Annotated in this window: 13 protein-coding genes; 7 read left to right on the forward strand and 6 right to left on the reverse strand. The window is 64.9% G+C overall.

All coding sequences use genetic code 11. The features are described from left to right. Nucleotides 1-78: 78 nt before the first annotated feature. Nucleotides 79-1,692, forward strand: a complete 1,614-nt coding sequence (locus Harman_RS05480; protein ID WP_137682785.1) for a DUF255 domain-containing protein — start codon at nt 79-81, stop codon at nt 1,690-1,692. Between the two features lie 80 nt (nt 1,693-1,772). After that, complete coding sequence (locus Harman_RS05485; RefSeq protein WP_137682786.1) at nt 1,773-2,579, forward strand: TrmB family transcriptional regulator; 807 nt, start codon at nt 1,773-1,775, stop codon at nt 2,577-2,579. A gap of 215 nt (nt 2,580-2,794) precedes the next feature. Here Harman_RS05485 and mptA read toward each other — a convergent pair whose 3' ends face one another. The 3 genes from mptA to ahbB all read right to left on the reverse strand — a co-directional run bounded on the left by mptA (nt 2,795) and on the right by ahbB (nt 5,528). Then, the gene (gene mptA / locus Harman_RS05490; protein ID WP_137682787.1) at nt 2,795-3,721 is read right to left on the reverse strand and encodes a GTP cyclohydrolase MptA; all 927 of its coding nucleotides are present in this window, start codon (nt 3,719-3,721) and stop codon (nt 2,795-2,797) included. A gap of 95 nt (nt 3,722-3,816) precedes the next feature. Next, entirely contained in the window at nt 3,817-4,416 is a 600-nt protein-coding gene (locus Harman_RS05495) for a response regulator (RefSeq protein ID WP_137682788.1), read from the reverse strand. Between the two features lie 74 nt (nt 4,417-4,490). Then, complete coding sequence (ahbB, locus tag Harman_RS05500; protein WP_137682789.1) at nt 4,491-5,528, reverse strand: siroheme decarboxylase subunit beta; 1,038 nt, start codon at nt 5,526-5,528, stop codon at nt 4,491-4,493. 109 nt (nt 5,529-5,637) lie between these two features. On the opposite strand from ahbB, the gene Harman_RS05505 reads away from it, so the two are divergent. The 3 genes from Harman_RS05505 to Harman_RS05515 all read left to right on the forward strand — a co-directional run bounded on the left by Harman_RS05505 (nt 5,638) and on the right by Harman_RS05515 (nt 8,440). After that, on the forward strand, nt 5,638-6,723 hold the full coding sequence (locus Harman_RS05505) for an anthranilate phosphoribosyltransferase (RefSeq protein ID WP_137682790.1): 1,086 nt from the start codon (nt 5,638-5,640) through the stop codon (nt 6,721-6,723). Nucleotides 6,724-6,781: 58 nt separating this feature from the next. Next, nucleotides 6,782-7,714: an alpha/beta fold hydrolase gene (locus Harman_RS05510; RefSeq protein ID WP_137682791.1), complete on the forward strand. Its 933-nt coding sequence runs from the start codon at nt 6,782-6,784 to the stop codon at nt 7,712-7,714. Nucleotides 7,715-7,891: 177 nt separating this feature from the next. Further along, nucleotides 7,892-8,440 carry a peptidylprolyl isomerase gene (locus tag Harman_RS05515; protein WP_137682792.1) on the forward strand — a complete coding sequence of 183 codons (549 nt, stop codon included), beginning with the start codon at nt 7,892-7,894 and terminating at the stop codon, nt 8,438-8,440. Between the two features lie 16 nt (nt 8,441-8,456). On the opposite strand, the gene Harman_RS05520 is transcribed toward Harman_RS05515, so the two are convergent. From Harman_RS05520 to Harman_RS05530, 3 genes are all read right to left on the reverse strand, one after another. After that, complete coding sequence (locus Harman_RS05520) at nt 8,457-10,793, reverse strand: amino acid permease (protein ID WP_137682793.1); 2,337 nt, start codon at nt 10,791-10,793, stop codon at nt 8,457-8,459. Nucleotides 10,794-10,943: 150 nt separating this feature from the next. Continuing rightward, nucleotides 10,944-13,175: an amino acid permease gene (locus tag Harman_RS05525; RefSeq protein ID WP_137682794.1), complete on the reverse strand. Its 2,232-nt coding sequence runs from the start codon at nt 13,173-13,175 to the stop codon at nt 10,944-10,946. Then, nucleotides 13,168-13,605 (reverse strand): universal stress protein, encoded by a 438-nt coding sequence (locus Harman_RS05530; protein ID WP_137682795.1) that lies wholly within the window; start codon nt 13,603-13,605, stop codon nt 13,168-13,170. The genes Harman_RS05525 and Harman_RS05530 overlap by 8 nt, the downstream gene beginning before the upstream one ends. A gap of 192 nt (nt 13,606-13,797) precedes the next feature. On the opposite strand from Harman_RS05530, the gene Harman_RS05535 reads away from it, so the two are divergent. Continuing rightward, nucleotides 13,798-14,583 carry an MOSC domain-containing protein gene (locus Harman_RS05535; RefSeq protein WP_137682796.1) on the forward strand — a complete coding sequence of 262 codons (786 nt, stop codon included), beginning with the start codon at nt 13,798-13,800 and terminating at the stop codon, nt 14,581-14,583. 57 nt (nt 14,584-14,640) lie between these two features. Next, nucleotides 14,641-14,982, forward strand: coding sequence for a ferredoxin (locus Harman_RS05540; protein WP_137682797.1), 342 nt, complete (start codon nt 14,641-14,643; stop codon nt 14,980-14,982). Nucleotides 14,983-14,991: the final 9 nt, after the last annotated feature.

Here is a 14,991-nt window from a genome sequence, read left to right on the forward strand (position 1 = left end):
CGACGCTTGGACCGCCCCGCCAATCGGTCTTTCGCCGGGAGTGAGAGGGCCTTTGTACGACCGCCGCCCAGGGCAGGTATGGACGAATACGCACGCGACACGAAGGTAGAGTGGCGCGAGTGGGGGACGACTCCCTTCGAGGACGCCGCCGACGCCGGCAAGCCGGTGCTGCTGGCGCTGACGGTTCCGTGGAGCGCCGAATGCCGGGCGATGGACCGCCGGACGTTCGGCGAGCCACGCATCGCGGCCAACATCAACGACGGATTCATTCCGCTCCGTGTTGACGCCGACCGCAACCCCCGGGTCCGTGAGCGGTACACGATGGGCGGATTCCCCTCAACGGTGTTCCTGACTCCCGACGGGGAGGTCATCACCGGGGCGACGTTCCTCGGCCCGGACGGGTTCCGCGGTATTCTCGACTCCGTCCGGGAGTCCTGGGACGCCCAGGGCGCGGCGGCGGGGTCGATTCCCCGACAGCTACAGGACGAATCGCCGCCGGCCGGTGAACTCCGATCCCGCATCGAGGAACACATGATCGAACAACTGCTGGGGGCGTTCGACGACGAGTTCGGCGGCTGGGGGACCGACGTGAAGTTCCCGCTCCCGCGGACTGTCGAGTTCGCGCTCGTTCGCGCGCGGGACCAGGCCACTCGGACACTCGAAGCGATCCGCACGCATCTGCTCGACACCTACGACGGCGGCTTCTTCCGGTACTCGACGGAGCGTAACTGGGGGAATCCACGGCGTGAGAAACTGCTGGACGAGAACGCCGCCTTGGTTCGTGCGTTCGCTCACGGTTACCGCTACACAGGAACGGAAGCGTACCGGGACGCCGCCCAGCGAACCGTCGACTACCTTACGACGACGCTGTGGGCCGACGAGGCATTCGCTGCGAGCCAAGCCGGGTCGGACGAGTACTACCGGCTGGAGCCCAGCGAGCGCGAGGGAACGGTGCCGCCAAACGTCGACGAGACGGTGTTCGCGGACCGCAACGGCCTCGCCATCGACGCCCTGCTGTGGGTCGCTGCCTACACCGACGACGAGCGGGCACAGCAGTACGCGAGCCGCGCCCGGGACGCCGTCTGTGACACCCTCGTCGACGACGGCGAAGTGGCCCACTACGACGGCCCGGACAGCGAGACCGGCCTGCTGCTGGACCAGGCCCAGCTCCTGCAGGGGCTGACGACGAGCTGGCAGGTCCTCGGCGAGCCGGGGCCAGCCGAAGCCGTCGCCGACTGGACGATCGAGAACCGCCAGCAGGACAGCGGCGCGTTCAGGGACGGCCCCGCCAGCGGGGCTGGACTCTGTAGCCGCTCGCTCCACCCCCTCGACGCGACGGTGGAACTGGCCGACGCTCTGGTCGACCTGGCAGCGCTGACCGGCGAGGATCGGTACCGCAACGCGGCGGTTGCCGCCGTCGAGTCCTTCGCCGGCGCGGCCGAACGGATGGGGGTCGAAGTGGCCGGCTACGCCAGCGTGGCGGCCCGCCTCCAGCAACCCCAGACGCTCACTGTCGGGACCGAAGCAGGAACGGACCTCCATCGGGCCGCGCTCCGGATGGCCGACCACGAGACCACCGTCGTCCCGGACCCGGACGGCGACGGCACCGCGCGGCTCCTCGACGGCGACGCCATCGTCGCCGAAGGGACGACGCCGGCTGAACTCGAAGCCGCACTGACCGGCGAGAACTGAGAGTTCGTTTCAACTGCCGGAAACGGTGACAAACGGTAAACCCCCGATAAGTTTTTGCGCGCGTGCCGTGATGTACTGGTATGTCCAGTCTCAGAGACCTCGGTCTCTCCGAGTACGAGGCCAGAGCGTACCGGTCGCTGCTGGAAACGGGACCGACAACAGCGAAAGAATTGTCCCGGGCCAGCGACGTGCCGATGGGCCGCATCTACGACGTGCTCAACAGCCTCGAAACGTATAATCTGGTCCGCAGCCAGACCGCCAGCCGACCCAAAAAATACGTCGCAGTCGAGCCGGACACGGCGCTTGACCGCCTGCTCGAAGACAAGAAACGCGAACTCCAGGAGAAGGTCGGCCAGTACGAGGAGATCGTCGACGACCTCTCATCCCAGCTAGAATCGGCCGACCCCGTCGAGGAGCCGTTCTGGACCGCCGCTGTCGGCCCCGAGGACTCCCTGGACCTGCTGCTCGAACGGCTGGCCGCCGCCGACGACGAGATCATCATGGTCGGGTCCTCACCCGCCCGCCAGGTGGATATACTCTCTAGCACTGAGCGGATCGTCGACGAACTCGAAGCGGCGTTGGAACGGGGCGTCGAAGTGTCCCTGCTCGTCCGGCCGGATCTGTTCGAGAGCCTGCCCGACGAGGCCAACCGCGAGTACTACGACCGGCTCTTCCACTACGACAACTACAGCGCCCGCGCCAGCTCGAACATCAGGTCGGCGTTCGAGCTACTGGACGGCGTCGAGGTCTGTATCGAGGTCCCACACCCGCTTGGCCGCGAGGAGACCTTCGGCGTCATCGACATGAAGGACTCCGATTTCACTGCCGATATCACCAAGGCGTTCGAGGAGCACTGGGCCGAGGCGACGCCGGTCGGGCCGCCGTAGCTGGGTGTAGCAGACCGTTAGAACCAGAGTTACAGACAGTGACCGCAGCCTCGCGGGTCGCTACGCTCACGGCTTCGCCGTTCGCAACCGAGACGCGTCACGTCTCGCGCTCACCCCTTTACGTTCCGAGGGCTTCGCTCAAAAATTACCGCAGTCTCACGGGTCACTCCGTTCCCCCCTCGACATTCCGAGGGCTTCGCTTCGCTCAGCCCTCGCTATTCACTAACTTCCTGCCGCAAATCGCCCAGCTGCGCGACACGCTCGGCGTGGGCGTTGTGCTGGTGGATGGACTCGTCGTTGGACTGTTTCATCGTCACGATAGCGTCGTCCGCCAGGTCCGGGAACGTCTCGACGACGCCCTCGGCGAGTGCGCGAACGCAGTCCTCGACGAACTTGGCGTCTTTGTGGGCCTCGTAGGTCATGTGGTCCTCGTCGGGCCGCTTCGCGAGGTTGTAGATGCGAGCGCTCATCGAATCACGGGCGACCTTGATGAGTTCGTTCAGGTCGACTTCGGGCGCACCGTCGCTTTCGACGGTGAGCGTGGCGTGGCCCCGCTGCGAGTGGCCGGCCTGCGGGTTAGCTTCGAGGAACTCCTCGATGACATCGTCGTCCACGTCGAGCTGTTGAAGCGTCTCGCGGGCACGGGAGGCAGACATCCCCTGAGAACACGGACAGACCGTCATCCCCGTGACGCGAGCGCCGATCTCCTCGCTCGTGCCGTCTTCGGTCGCCGTCGCCGAGGCGATGATGTCGGCGGTCGACTGCGTGGGCATCTCTGAGGCCGGCGTGGACTCGTGGGTGACGTACTCCGCCTCCATCCGGACCTCCGCCTTCGTCGTGTAGTCGTGTTTCTCAAGTAAGAGTTCGGCTGCGTCGCCACAGACATCCTCCACTCGGTAGGCTTCCTCCGACACGGCGGTTTCCAGCGTCTCGTCGATGACCTCCATATTGCGGGACATATCCGCCCCCTTTCGCCAGGACGGCAGATCTACAAACACTTCGAACTCCGCCATGAGTACGATGGGATCGCGGTCACGACGCCCCAGTTTGACGAGTTTCTCGACGCCCGTCACACCGACGCGATTGAGACCGACCGTTACGTCCGGACTCGACGCCTGCACGTCCGGGAGTTGCTGACTCATTGCCACTCCTAGGGGGGAGAATCGGTTAGTGCTTTCGAAAGGGTAGGCGGGTCACCGTGAGCCGCGCCGCCACGAGACCGACCGCGCCGAGCCAGTTACGGCCGCGTGTTGTCCGACATCGCTTCGCCCGTCTCGAAGTCCCGGAACAGCATCTCGAAGTCCGTGGCGTCGAAGGAGTCGGTGATCTCGTCAAGTTCGTCCCGCACCTCCGAGATCTCGGCTTTTAGGTCGGCGAACTCCTCGCTCTCCTCGAGGACGGCCTCCGGTTTCGAGGACTCCAGGGCGGCGTATTTCGCCGTGAGGGAGTAACACTCCCGGAGTCGCTCCTCGTAATCGGCGTACAGAAGCAGCTGCTCGATTGTCTCGAACAGTTCCGCTTTCGACACCGGCTTGATGACGTAATCGTCAAAGGGCATCTCGATGATATCGAAGCCGGGATCCACCGCGGTCACCATCGCGACACGGGTCTCGTAGCGTTTCTCGCGGATCGCCGAGAGGACCTCGTCGCCGGAGAGGTCCGGCATCCGTCGGTCCAGCAAGACGACATCGATAGCGGAATCTAACGCCGAGAGGGCCGCCTCACCACTGTATGCCGTCTCGACCGCGTACCGGTCGCGTAACTGTTCCGCGTACACGTCGGCCACCTCTGGCTCGTCATCGACCACGAGGATTTTCGCTCGCCGACCCTTTGTCATTACCTAGCAGGTTTTAGATAGGATTTGAAAAGGGTTCCGGCCATCTCACCCAGCCTTACCTGATTTACCAAGCGCTACTGGCCGACAATGTCGTCGTACCGTGCGCCGGTCTGTTTGAGCGTCGCCGTCGAGTACAGCCGGTCGTGGTCGTAGGGGAGATGTTCGGTCGCGAGTTCGTCGATTTTCCGGTCGACGACGGCGGCTTCGCGGCCGTGAATCATGGTAAAGAGGTTGTACTGCCAGTCCTGGTCCGGGCGCCGTGGCCGGTGATAACAGAGCGTGACATATGGAAGTTCGCCGACAGCTTCGCCACGCTCGTCAAGAGCCTCGTCTGGCACATCCCAGACGACCATGCAGTTGTTGTCGAACCCGGTATCGATGTGGTTGACGACACAGCCGATGCGCTTGATACAGCCGGTTCGGCGGAGCCGCTTGATAGCTGAAAGGACTTCGGTCACGTCGGCGTCGACGGCCGCCGCTACCTCCCGATAGGGTGTCGCGACGAGCGGGAAACCGCTTTGGATCTCAAGCAGGAGCCGTCGGTCCAGTTCCGAGAGGTCGACGGCGGCGTCTTCGCTTATCCGGGTCGCACTGGCGTCAGTTGTCTCCAAACTCTCCCGTGCGAACCGGTCCCCGTTGACGACCGGAAACTCCAGGTCGATGTAGTAGTCCGTCAGCATCGGCAAGACGAGCACCGGACAACCGGTTCGGGCCTCGATGTCGGCAAGAATCTCGTCCCGCCGCTGTCGGGACCCTGCGGTGACGACGAACCACATGTTCCATTCGTGGTCGCGGGCGTAGTTGTGGTTCACCTGCCGGTACCCGTTGATGATCTCGGCCACCTCGTCGAACCGCGCCTCAGGGGCGCTGACAGCAGCCAGCGTCGAGGAGCCGATAACCGGCGGATTGAGGACCGGGCCGAACCGACGGAAGATGCCATCGTCACGGAGCGCAGTAACGCGGTCGAGTGCCGTCTCAGCCGAGACCCCCAGCGCGTCACCGACAGCCTCGAACGGACGTTCCTGAATCGGGAAGTCGCTCTGGAACTCGTCGATGAGCGCGGCATCTACCTCGTCGATCCGCTCGCGCCACTCGCCCGACTGGAGACTCATTAGTTTCGGTTAGGAGTGTAGTCGTGTATCCCTTTCGGGAACCGGGCGTGTTCTCGCAAAATGGGAATGAAGCACAGGGGCTTTTGAACTCGCGCCCGAACGGGTTCGCATGGCACAAGCGACCCGGGAATACGGTGAATGGCCGCTCAAACGACTCATGACGGAAGTCGTCGGCTCCGGACATAAATCGGCCGACGACATGACGCGGACACAGGCCCGGGAAGCGTTCCAGCGCATCCTCGGCGGCGAACCGGATCACACGACGCTTGGCGCGTTCTGGCTCGCCAATCGCTGGAAACGCAACACCCCCGAGGAACTGGGTGGGTACGTCGACGTAATGGCCGAAGAATCGGTCGAGACGGCGACCCCCGAAGCCGACCCCGTCGATTGCGGGGCGAACTACGACGGCAAAGGCCGGTCCGCGATTCTCGGCGTCGGCGCGGGCGTCGTCGCTGCTGCCGCCGGCACACCCGTCGTCGTCCACTCGGGCGACCGTGTCCCCACACAGAAGCAGGACGCCTACAAACACGTCCTGGACGAACTCGGCGTCCGGACCGAAATCGAACCGAGCGAGAGCGCCGATATGGTCGATGAAGTCGGTTTCGGCTTCTACTACCAGCCGGCGTTCAACCCTGGCATCGACGCCCTGTTCGAGCGCCGCGACAACATGGGCGTTCGGACATTCGTCAACACCGTCGAAACGCTCGCGAACCCGGCCAACGCCAGCGTCCACCTCGGGAGTTTCTATCACCTCGCGTTCGCAAAGAAGATGGTCCGTACGCTCAAGGAATCCGAGACCAGCACCGTCGAACGGGCGCTGTTCTTCCAGGGAATGGAAGGCTACGACGACGTTCGTCCCGGGGAGACCGTCGTCGCAGAGTGGCCCGTCGAGGGCGACGAGTCCGACGACGAGGACATCGCGGACTTCGAGATCCGTACCGGCGAGTACGGGATGGATATCGAGAGCGAGGACCTGCAGGTCGATGACGTGGCCGAAGAGTCGGCGGCGATAACCGAGGCCGTGTTGACCGGCGAGCGCGAGGACGGTTTCGCTGACGCCGTTGCGCTCAACGCAGCGCTCCGCATCTACGCCCGCGAGGACGCTGACAGCATTCAGGACGGACTTGAACAGGCCCGTGACGTTATTGCCGACGGCAGTGCGGCGGACACGCTCGACGAGCTCCGGTCCTTCTAATCTGACAACGGAGCCACGGAGCGGAACCCACTTTTGTCGAACGGGCCAATATGTTCCGATGGGACGACACGCCAGCGCTCGTGACAGCAGTGGGTGGACGGTACCCGCGTCGGCGACGCCGGGAACCCACGAGCTGGTCGACACCAACGGAATCAGGCTCCACGCCGTTACCGCCGGACCGCCGGACGGCGATCTCGTCGTCCTGCTACACGGCTTCCCGGAGTTCTGGTACGCCTGGAAACACCAGCTTCCGGCACTCGCCGACGCCGGCTACCGCGTGGTCGCGCCGGACCTCCGGGGCTACAACCACTCCGACAAGCCCGACGGCGTCGCGGCGTACCACATCGACGAACTGGTCGCCGACGTTGCGGGCCTCGTCTCGGCGTTCGACCGCGAGCAGGCCCACGTGGTTGGTCACGACTGGGGCGGCCTGGTGGCCTGGCAGACCGCTATCGACCGCCCCGCTGTCGTCGACCGGCTGGCAGTGCTGAACGCTCCACATCCGACCGCCTACGAGCGGCACCTCCGTCGCTCGCCCGACCAGCTCCTGCGCTCGTGGTACGTGCTGTACTTCCAGCTCCCGGTCCTGCCGGAACTCGGCCTCCGCTGGAACGATTTCGCCCTGCTACAGCGGATGCTAACGAAGGGCCCGACCCGCCCCGACGCGTTCACTGAAACGGACATCGAGCGGTACAAGCGAGCGCTCGGTCAGCCGGGCGCGCTGACGGCGGCGATTAACTACTACCGGGCGCTCGCCCGTCGGAACGCGAAGCTAACGCTCACGCAGGGCGGCGTCGGCGACCGCCCGGTAGCGGCTCCGACACTTCTGATCTGGGGCGTGCAGGACGACGCGCTATCGCTTTCACTGACCGATGGCCTCGACGAGTGGGTCCCGGACTGTCGGGTCGAGCGGCTCCCGGCGGCGAGCCACTGGGTCCAGTTCGACGCCCCTGAGCAGGTGTCGAAGCACCTGCTGTCACACTTGCCGTAGCCCGCAGTGGCGAACAGCCGACACTCCCGTTCGCGTGGCGGCGTGTCGGACACCCGCTTGACGCCACGCGGTCGCTAGTTAGGACATAGCGGGCGTGGCTTCGGTCTGGTATATCAATGTCCGGGTCGTGGCCGTGTAGTAAGCAGGCTTTTCTGCCGGGCTTCCCTCCGACCGAGTATGAGCGACCTGACCGCGACCCTCCACACGACAGAGGGCGAGATCGATGTCGAACTGTACGACGAGCGCGTGCCGACTACCGTCGAGAACTTCGTCGGCCTGGCCGAAGGGGCCGACGACTACGACGGCACCGAAATCGGGCCGGGAACCGGCGCGTGGGAAGACCCCGAATCCGGCGAAAAGCGCATCGACCCGCTGTACACCGACATCGAGATTCACCGCATTATCGAGAATTTCATGATCCAGATGGGCGACCCGACCGGCACCGGCCGCGGCGGCCCCGGCTACTCCTTTGACGACGAGTTCCACGACGACCTCAGCCACGACGGCCCGGGCGTCCTCAGCATGGCCAACAGCGGCCCGAACACCAACGGCTCGCAGTTCTTCATCACGCTCGACGCCCAGCCCCACCTCGACGGCAAGCACGCCGTCTTCGGGAAAGTCATCGACGGGATGGAGGTCGTCGAGTCAATCGGCAGCGTCGACACCGACCGCAACGACGCGCCGACCGAGGAGATGCTGCTCGAATCGGTCGAGATTCACCGATAACCGGCCTGAGACCGAGCTAGTTCCAGTCGGGGCTCGACCCCTGTTTCGGGCTGGACCGTGATAACCGCTTTCTGAGATACCGTGCGACCGGGAACAGCCGTTCGCTCAGCCGGCCGGAGACGCCGGTCTGGCTGGCATATACTAGGACCGGCACGTCCCGTTCAGCGGCGAGGGCGATGACCTCGTCCGGCGTGCTCCCGAACAAGGCCTGCCTGAGCCAGCGGTCTCGGGACGCGCCGATGACCAGCACCCCGCCGTTCTCTGCTGCGGTTTCGACGAGGCCGTCTGCAACGGAACCGGCCCGGACATTGTGGACCTGTGTCGTCTCGACGCCTTCGAGCGCGTCGAGCGTCGTCCCCGAGGCCTCGTTGGACCCTTCGTCTTCGGTGCTGACGTTGATGAGATGGAGTTCGCTCCCCCGTTGACCGAGCGCGTTCACGAGCGGGAGCACAGCCTGGTGGTGCGGACCACCGCCCGCACCGATGTTGATCACGTCGAGGTCGTCTGCCGTGGTCGCCTGGTCGGCGAAGAATACGTCGCAGGGCGCTTCGCGCTCGACGGTCTCGGTCACGTCCTGATGGCGCTCGGGATACCCCATGAGAATTAGGTCGGCGTCGTCGTCGCGTGCCGTCTGGAGAATGTCGAAGGCAACGTCCCGACAGGTGTGGCCTTCGATGAACAGTTCGGCTCCGTAGTCGTTCTCGTCCAGTTCCGACCGAATGCGCTCAGTTCGTGCCTTCGCGGTGTCCTGCACGGATTCCCAGGGCGTCTGGTCGGGGACCTGCGTCACGTTGAGGACGTGGACGATGGGGTCCTCGTCGGACACCTTCGCGAGCGCTGCCGCGAGTTCGACGTAGCGGACGGCGCGGTCCGGGCGCGCGACGGGGACGAGCACGCGGAAGCCGCCGGCGTCGGCAGGTGCTTCGGTTTCGGTTCCCTCCACCGCCCCGCGCGACGCCGGTGTCTCCGGGACAACCTCGCGGAGCAGGTCCTCGGTCTCTGGCGCGCCGCCCCAGGCGAGGTACGCGACGACCATCGCGGCCGTCAGCACCAGCCCGGTCACGACCCCCTTCGGCGGGAGGTTGTAGATGAGTCCGAGGTTCGCGAGCACACCGATGACCGGCACGATCGGAACGCCGGGGACCCGAAAGCCTCGCGTGATGTCCGGGAACCGCCGCCGAGAGTAGATGAGCGCGACGTTGACGACGGCCAGCGGCAAGAGGAGGTTCAGCGTCGCGAAGCCGGTCAGGGCGTTCAGCCCCAGGTGGAGGCCGAGCCCGGCGAGCAGGCCGCCCTCCGCCGGGAACAGCGCGATGAAGAACACGATGAGCGCGACGATGGTCACCGTCGCGGTCGCCACGCTCCAGGACGGCGTCCCGTAGTCCGGGTGGATGCGCGAGAACCGCCGCGGGGCCTGTCCGCGGGTGCCCATCAGCGAGCCGATGCTGCTCGCGGCGAGGATCGACGCGTTCGAAGCCGACACCATCGAGAAGATGGCCCCGGCGACGATTAGGCTCTCACCGATGCTGCCGAGGAACGAGGCGGCGACCCGGCCCATTGCGGTCTCGCCCTCCTGTGCGATGACCTCCGCGGGAATCGGAGAGTTCACCATCGCGATAATCACGAACGCGTAGAGGACGGTGACTGTAAGCATGCTCGCGGCGATGGCACGGGGAACGGTCCGCTTTGGCTCGATTATCTCGCCCGCGCTGGCCGCGATAGCCGAGAAACCGAAGAACGTGATGAACGCCAGCGCGGAGATCGTGAGGATGTCGACGGGGCCGCCCCCGAAGTTCGCCGCGAACTTCCCGACGGCCACCGAGGGGCCACGGAAGGCGAACGCGCCGCCGATGAACGCGAACAGGACGGCGACCTTCGCGCCCGTGACGATGAGCTGAAAGCTCCCGCTTTCTTCCGTCCCGCGTGCGTTGAGGGTCCCGAGCAGGAGCGCCGTCGCCACACCGGCAGTGCCGTGTGGCAGGAAGTGAAGCGATTCAGGGAGGATGAAGCGGACGACCCACTCGTCCATCGTGGCGAGATAGAACGCCGTCGTGCCTGTGTAGCCGAGAAACAGCGACATCCCGATGCTGTAGGTTAGCAGGTCTCGGTCCTCGAAGGTCCGCGAACAGAAGAGGTAGCCGCCGCCGTTCTCGGAGTAGACGGACGCGAACTCGGAGTACGCGGCGGCGGTGACACCCGCGATGACGGCGGCGATGACGAACGCGATGACTGCGCTCGACCCAATCGCTGCGACGGCGGTCCCCGACAGCGAGAAAATTCCAGCAGCGATCATCGTTCCCAACCCGATCGCGAACGCGATCTTGAAGTCTAGCGTTCGGGTGTGCTCAACCATTCGTCTGGCAACTGATTACCCCAGTCGATATGTAATAGTATCGCTCCAGTGACTTTCTGAACAGTCATCCTTGTCCCGTTTTCGGCTGTCTGGGACTTGAGGCCGCGGAGTTCCGATAATTGGCGACAGAGCAAAGCGGTTCGGACCCGCTCAGAACAGCCGGTCCAGGAGCCCCCGATGTCGGTGTTTCTCGCCCAGCACGACCGTACATTCGACGTCGTCGACGACATCGAGAACGAGCGACCCGCCGACGAGTCGTCGTAACAGCCCTTCCTCTGTCGCACCGATGAGCAGGAGGGTTGCGTCTTCAGCGGCCCGCTCGATAGCTGTCTCAACGTCGCCGGTTTCGATGCGGAGTGTGGAATCTTCGAGTCCGTGGCCCTCGGCCCACGTTTCGAGGAACTGTTCTGCATCGTCGCGTTCACCGTCGTCCGCGACGTTTAGCAGCGTCACCTCGGAGCCGTACTCTGCCTGGAGCAGTTTCGCGACCGACGCCGTGAGGTCCGAGTCCGGGCCGCCGGCAGTCGGAAGCAGAATGCGCGAGGGATCGAAGCCGCGGTCGCGCATGACGAGGAAGTCACATGGGACGGATTCGGTCAGTTCGTCGATCGCCGACTCGGCGCGGCCGGGTGAGCCATGGGAGTCCGGCCCCCAGCCCATCACGACGAGATCAGCGGTGTGTGATTTGGCGGCGTCGAAAATCCCTTCGAAGGATTTGTGCGAGATAATCGTATGCGTCTCGATATCGACACCGAACGTCTCTGCGTCTTCCCGCGCTCTGTCGAGCAGGTGTTGGGATGTCTCGTCGATCTCGTCAGAGCGTTCGGCCGCACCGGCAAGAGCCGTCTGGTCCGGCACAGTGACGATATGTGTCGCGACGACAGTGCCGCCCCGCTGTTTCGCGATAGCGCTGGCGAGCGTGATGAGGTCCGATTCGTTTTCGGGATTTGCGAGCGGCACCATCACGCGGTAGTTTCCGCCGTCCGGCTGGACACCGGTCGCAGCGCTGACGGCGGCGTCCGGCATCGCTTCGGACCGCGAGAGGATGTACTGCGAGAGGATGCCCTGCTTCGTGGCCCGGGAGCGAGCGTACACGAAGTACCAGAGGACGGCCCCGGCGACGAGCACGGCGCTCAGGCCGATTGCCACCGGTGCGAGGAACACGATAAGCCCCAGCGAGGTCAGCGCCCCCAGAATCGGAACCACGGGGTACAGCGGGACGGTGTAATCGGGGTCGTACTCGGCCGGTTCGGCCTCGCGCATCACGATGAGGCCGATGTTCAACAGTCCGTAGATTATCAGGTGGAGCACGCTCCCCATCGAGGCGAGCGTCTCGACGGTGCCGGCGGCGATGAACACGAGGATGAGCCCGCCCGTCACCGCAATCGAGCGGTACGGGGTCGCAAAGCGCGGGTGAATCTCGTTGAGTGATTCGCTGACGATGCCGTCCCGGCCCATCGCGAAGTTGATACGCGACGAGGCGAGAATCGAGGCGTTTGCCGAGGAGGCTGTCGCCAGCAGGCCGCCGAGCAACATCGCGATGGCCCCAATCGGCCCGAGAAGAATTCGTGCGACTTCGACGACAGCGATTTGTTCCGTCGGAAGCGCCTCGATGAACCCTGGCTCGACGGCGGCCGCCATCGTCAGCAGAACGAGCGCGTATATCACCGTCACGAGCAGGACGCTGCCGATGACCGCACGCGGGAGATTGACGCCGGGGTCCTGTATCTCCTCTGCGACGCTCGTGATCTGGACGAATCCGAGATAGGAAACGAAAATGATGCCGGTGACTGCCATCGTATCGCTGAATCCGGCCGTCGGCGGGAGGTTCGCTGGGTCGGCGCGCAGGCCGCCATAGATAGTAAACACAGTCAGGATGGCGACCAGGATGATGACGATGACGTTCTGGAGCCGGCCGGTCTCCTTCGCGCCGACGTAGTTGACCGTGATGAACAGCAACGCGCCGGCCAGCGCGATGAGTTTCACCGGGTCGAGTGCGACGGGGCCAACGCCGACCGTGGCCGTGAGCCCGAATATCTGCTGGATGTACTGGCCGAAGCCGACCATATAAAACGCGGAGGCGAAGGCCAAGCCGAGCCAGTTCGCCCAGCCGGCGACGGAGCCGAACATCGGGCCGAGCGCGTGGTTGACGTAGTAGTAGGCCCCGCCGGACTTCGGCATCGCCGTTCCGAGTTCGCTCGCCGAAAACGCCGTGAGAAGTGCGATTGCGCCACCCAGCGTGAACGCGACGATAGCGAAAGAGCCGGCCTGGCTGATGGCCGCCCGGGGCAGGACGAAGATACCGGCCCCGATCATCGTCCCGACGCCGATTGTCAGCGCCGCAAGCGGGCCGATGTCCTTCGCGAGTTCCTCGTCACTCATCGGTTTCGGTGTCGGCTGTCTCGTCGGTTCTGTCGGGCAGTACGACCACTGGATGTTCGGTTTCGGTCACGAGTCGGAGCGCAACGTCACCCGTGATGAGCCGGATGAAGCGGTTGCCGCCCCGCGGCGTGACGACGATAGCCGAAGCGTCTCGGTCTGTCGCCGCGTCGAATATCGCCTCGGCCACGTCAGCACCGTAGACCACGTCGGTCTCGATATCGCCGAGTTCGGCCCGCGCCGCCTCGAACATCTCCTCGGCGGCCTGCTCACGCTGTTCGACGCTCGCCTTGTCAGGTGCGCCGTCAGCCTTCTCGATGATGTGGACGACGGTCACCGTGCCGTAGTCCTGTTCCGCGAGAGCGCGTGCGGACGACCGCGCATCGTCTTCGCTCGCGACCGGGAGCAACACAGTGTCGAGGAGGTTACTCACAGTACTCCCCCCACCAGCCGCCGGTCCGCCGACAGCGAGTCCTTGAGAAACGCGACGCTAACAGAAACATATCCACTGGTACTTGTGGAACGCTCTTAACCTCACCGTCATCGCGCTCGGACAGTCAACAGTTACCAGCCGCCGCAGACGGAACGGGCACTGCTATACGACCGGGCGACAAAACCACACCCAGTGGCACACGTCGAGCGACTCACCGTCTACCCCGTCAAGGCGCTGGACGGCATGGATTGTGAATCGGTATCGGTACGACCGGGCGGGACGCTGGCTCACGACCGCGAGTTCGCCATGTTCGACGCCGACGGCGACGTTGTCAACGGGAAACGAACGGCTCGCGTCCACGATATCGACACCGGCTACGACCCCGAAACGGGGACGCTGACCGTCACTACCGACGACGATAGCGCATCATTCAATCTCCGTAGCGAGGACGGCCGGGCCGCGGCGACCGACTGGCTCAGCGCGTTCTTCGATGTCGACCTGACGGTCAAGCGCGACGAGACGCGGGGGTACGTCGACCGCCGGGAGATGGGGCCGTCGGTCATCAGTACCGCGACGCTTGAAACCGTTGCGTCGTGGTTCGACGACGTGACCGTCGAAGGGCTGCGTCGGCGGCTCCGGGCGAACGTCGAAATCGGCGGCGTCCCGGCGTTCTGGGAGGACCGCTTCGTCGGGTCGGACGCCCCCGCCTTCGAAGTCGGTGACGTTCGCTTCGAGGGGGTGACACCCTGCGGTCGCTGTGTCGTCCCGCAGCGGGACCCTGACACCGGCGAGCAAACCCCCGAGTTCCGGGAGCGGTTCATCGAGCGCCGGCGGGAGACGTTCCCGGAGTGGGCCGATGAAGACGCCTTCGACCACTTCTACACGCTGATGCTCATCGCCCGCGTCCCCGAGGCCGACCGCGGCGCGACCCTCGCCGTCGGGGACTCCGTCGAAGTCGTGTCGGCGGTCGAGACGTAACGCGCGAATCTCGGGGAGACCGACAATCGAAAGGCGGTCCGTCTCGAACTGGAAATAATGGCAGACGCGGACGACACCGTCGACCCGAGCGAGTTCGGCGAACAGGACGGCCCCCCGGTCGAGGAAAAGCCCTACAAGATCATCTTCGAGGCGAACAAGTGCTTCGGCGCGGGCAAGTGCGCCGAGAAGTCGCGTAACTGGACGCTCGATCTCGACACCGGCATCGCCAAGCCCGAGACCTACTTCATTGGCGAGGAGGACCTCGACCACAACGTCGCGGCCGCGGAAGCCTGTCCGGCGAAGAAAGATCGCGGCATCATCCACGTCATCGACCGGCGGACGAACGAGGAGATCGCGCCGGACCCCAACGGCGACGGCTCCCTTTCGGTCGACTGGTAGCGGGTCCGG

This window comes from Haloarcula mannanilytica (genome assembly GCF_005406125.1).
In the GTDB taxonomy this organism is placed as follows: Archaea; Halobacteriota; Halobacteria; order Halobacteriales; family Haloarculaceae; genus Haloarcula; species Haloarcula mannanilytica.

Excerpts from the sequence above, each read along its gene's own strand:
- Harman_RS05480 (WP_137682785.1), top strand. The coding sequence starts at position 79 with ATGGACGAATACGCACGCGACACGAAGGTAGAGTGGCGCGAGTGGGGG.
- Harman_RS05485 (WP_137682786.1), top strand. The coding sequence starts at position 1,773 with ATGTCCAGTCTCAGAGACCTCGGTCTCTCCGAGTACGAGGCCAGAGCG.
- mptA (WP_137682787.1), bottom strand. The coding sequence starts at position 3,721 with ATGAGTCAGCAACTCCCGGACGTGCAGGCGTCGAGTCCGGACGTAACG.
- Harman_RS05495 (WP_137682788.1), bottom strand. The coding sequence starts at position 4,416 with ATGACAAAGGGTCGGCGAGCGAAAATCCTCGTGGTCGATGACGAGCCA.
- ahbB (WP_137682789.1), bottom strand. The coding sequence starts at position 5,528 with ATGAGTCTCCAGTCGGGCGAGTGGCGCGAGCGGATCGACGAGGTAGAT.
- Harman_RS05505 (WP_137682790.1), top strand. The coding sequence starts at position 5,638 with ATGGCACAAGCGACCCGGGAATACGGTGAATGGCCGCTCAAACGACTC.
- Harman_RS05510 (WP_137682791.1), top strand. The coding sequence starts at position 6,782 with ATGGGACGACACGCCAGCGCTCGTGACAGCAGTGGGTGGACGGTACCC.
- Harman_RS05515 (WP_137682792.1), top strand. The coding sequence starts at position 7,892 with ATGAGCGACCTGACCGCGACCCTCCACACGACAGAGGGCGAGATCGAT.
- Harman_RS05520 (WP_137682793.1), bottom strand. The coding sequence starts at position 10,793 with ATGGTTGAGCACACCCGAACGCTAGACTTCAAGATCGCGTTCGCGATC.
- Harman_RS05525 (WP_137682794.1), bottom strand. The coding sequence starts at position 13,175 with ATGAGTGACGAGGAACTCGCGAAGGACATCGGCCCGCTTGCGGCGCTG.
- Harman_RS05540 (WP_137682797.1), top strand. The coding sequence starts at position 14,641 with ATGGCAGACGCGGACGACACCGTCGACCCGAGCGAGTTCGGCGAACAG.